Origin of the sequence: Streptomyces kebangsaanensis, assembly GCF_001906585.1 — a bacterium.
In the GTDB taxonomy this organism is placed as follows: Bacteria; Actinomycetota; Actinomycetes; order Streptomycetales; family Streptomycetaceae; genus Streptomyces; species Streptomyces kebangsaanensis.
In genome coordinates, this window is record NZ_JUJA01000016.1 from 1 (window position 1) to 2,143 (window position 2,143).

3 protein-coding genes are annotated in these 2,143 nt (G+C 74.3%); 2 read left to right on the forward strand and 1 reads right to left on the reverse strand.

What is annotated here, in order from left to right:
* Both RH94_RS01470 and RH94_RS01475 read left to right on the forward strand, forming a co-directional pair.
* Window positions 1-282: peptidoglycan-binding protein (locus RH94_RS01470; protein ID WP_234425448.1), on the forward strand; the 282-nt coding region annotated here is incomplete at its 5' end.
* Between the two features lie 74 nt (window positions 283-356).
* Entirely contained in the window at window positions 357-848 is a 492-nt protein-coding gene (locus tag RH94_RS01475) for a flavin reductase family protein (protein ID WP_073945864.1), read from the forward strand.
* Between the two features lie 22 nt (window positions 849-870).
* Here the strand turns inward: RH94_RS01475 and RH94_RS41865 are convergent.
* Window positions 871-2,143: PP2C family protein-serine/threonine phosphatase (locus tag RH94_RS41865; RefSeq protein ID WP_234425449.1), on the reverse strand; the 1,273-nt coding region annotated here is incomplete at its 5' end.

Sequence of the window (2,143 nt, forward strand, 5' to 3'; positions counted from 1 at the left end):
CCCGCCGTGACGGTCACCGCCACCGTGTCGGCCGACCCGGACGGCCCCGGCACCCTGCGCGAGGGCGACACCGGCCCGGACGTCACCGAGCTGCAGCAACGCCTCCTGCGCGTCCCGGACGTCTACCGCGACGGTTCCACCGGCGGCCACTACGACGGCACACTGAGGGAGGCCGTGGCCCGCTTCCAGCTCTGGTACGGCATCAGCGGCGACGAGACGGGTGTCTACGGCGACGACACCCGCCGTGCCCTGGAGTCCCGTACGACGCTTGACGACGGGTGAGACGGGCAGACGCCACCGGGATGTGCTGAGCTGGTGCCACCCCGGTTGTGGCGGACGGAGGGAGCGGGACGGGCATGACGGGCCAGGACACGTTCACCGGCCGGCTGAACCCCGACATGTGCGTGGTGACGGCCGCGGCGGGCGGGGAGCGCGCCGGCTGCCTGGTCGGGTTCGCATCGCAGTGCTCCATCCGACCGCCGCGGTTCGTGGTGTGGCTGTCCAAGGCCAACCGGACCTTCCGGGTGGCCGGGCACGCCGACCACCTCGCCGTGCACCTGCTCACCCGGCGGCAGCACGCGCTGGCCGCCCTGTTCGGGGGCCGCACCGGCGACGACGGCGTGGACAAGTTCGCGGACGTGCGCTGGGCGGAGCGGCGCGGCGGGGCCGTCGTGCTCCAGGACGCGCCGGCGTGGTTCGTCGGCCGGGTGGTGCTGCGCCTGGACGCGGGCGACCACGTGGGTTTCGTACTCGATCCCGTGGAGTCGGGCGGCGCGGACGGCCCGGGCGGGCCGTCGCTGCGGCTCCAGGACGCACTCGACATCCCGCCCGGGCACCCGGCCGACTGATCCGCCCCGTGCCCGGCCCCTCCTACCCCTGCCGCGTGGGCACCCGGATGTCCAGGACGCAGACGTCGTCCCGGCGCTCGCCCTCCAGCATCGCGGCCAGCAGCGGCCCCAGCGAGCCGGGGGTGTCGGTGCGGTGGGCCGAGACTGCCTCGGCGAGCCGCGCCAGGCCCCGCTGGATGCCCTCACCGGGCCGTTCGACCAGCCCGTCGGTGTAGAACAGCAGCCGGTCTCCCGGCTCCAGCCGGCACTCCGCCTCCTCGAACACCGGGTATTCGGTCGCCCCGAGCAGCACACCGCGCGGGCGTTCGAGGTAACGGGGCTCTCCCCGGCGCAGCAGCAGCGGTGGCGGATGGCCCGCCTGGGCCCAGACCAGGAGGCGCTCGGCGGGCTTGTAGCGGGCCAGGACGAGGGTGGCCGTGCCGTGGCTGTCACGGGAGTGGATCAGCAGGGTGTTCAGCCGGGAGAGCGCGCCCGTCAGCGAGGAACCGGTGAAGATCATGCCCTTGGCGGTGAAGCGGAGCTGGGCCATGGTGGCCACCGCGTCGATGCCGTGCCCGGCCACGTCGCCTATCACGAACAGTGCGTCGCCGCACGGCAGTTCGATCGCGCTGAACCAGTCACCGCCGACGTGGATCCCGGACTGGGCGGGCAGATAGGCCACGTCCACCCGCAGCCCCGCCAGGCGCACGGGCCGCCGTGGCAGGGGCAGCAGCGCGTGCTGCAACCGGCCCGCCAGCATGCGCTCGGCCTGCAGGATTCCGTGCTGGGCCAGCATCGCCCGCTCGCTCTCGACCAGGGCGAGTTCGGCGCTGCGCTGCGCGGTGAGGTCCTGCACGAAGCCGTGCACCTGGACCGGCGTGCCCTCGGCGTCCGGGACGGCCTCGGCGACGGCCCGCAGATGCCGTACCCCGGCCGCCGTACCGATCCGGAAGGACGTGTCGAACGGCTTGCCCTCGGTGAGCAGCTCCCGCACGACCCGGGCGAGCGCGGGCCCGTCCTCGGGCAGGGCGAGGTCCGGCAGCTCGGTCAGGCGGACCGGGCCGGACTCGGGGTCGCGTTCGAACAGGGCATAGACCTGGGACGACCAGGTCGCCTCGCGCGTGACCAGGTTCCAGGTGGCCCAGCCGAGCCGGCCGAGGCGCTGCAGGTCCGCCAGGCGCTGCTCCTGCCGGTCGGAGGAACCGTGCCGCACCACGGTGACCACCAGGGCTTCGCCCAGCCGGGCGGCCCGTACCGAGTGCGTGGACAGCTCCTGGCCGCCGTCCACGAACTCCTGCTGCGCGAACGGCTCGCCC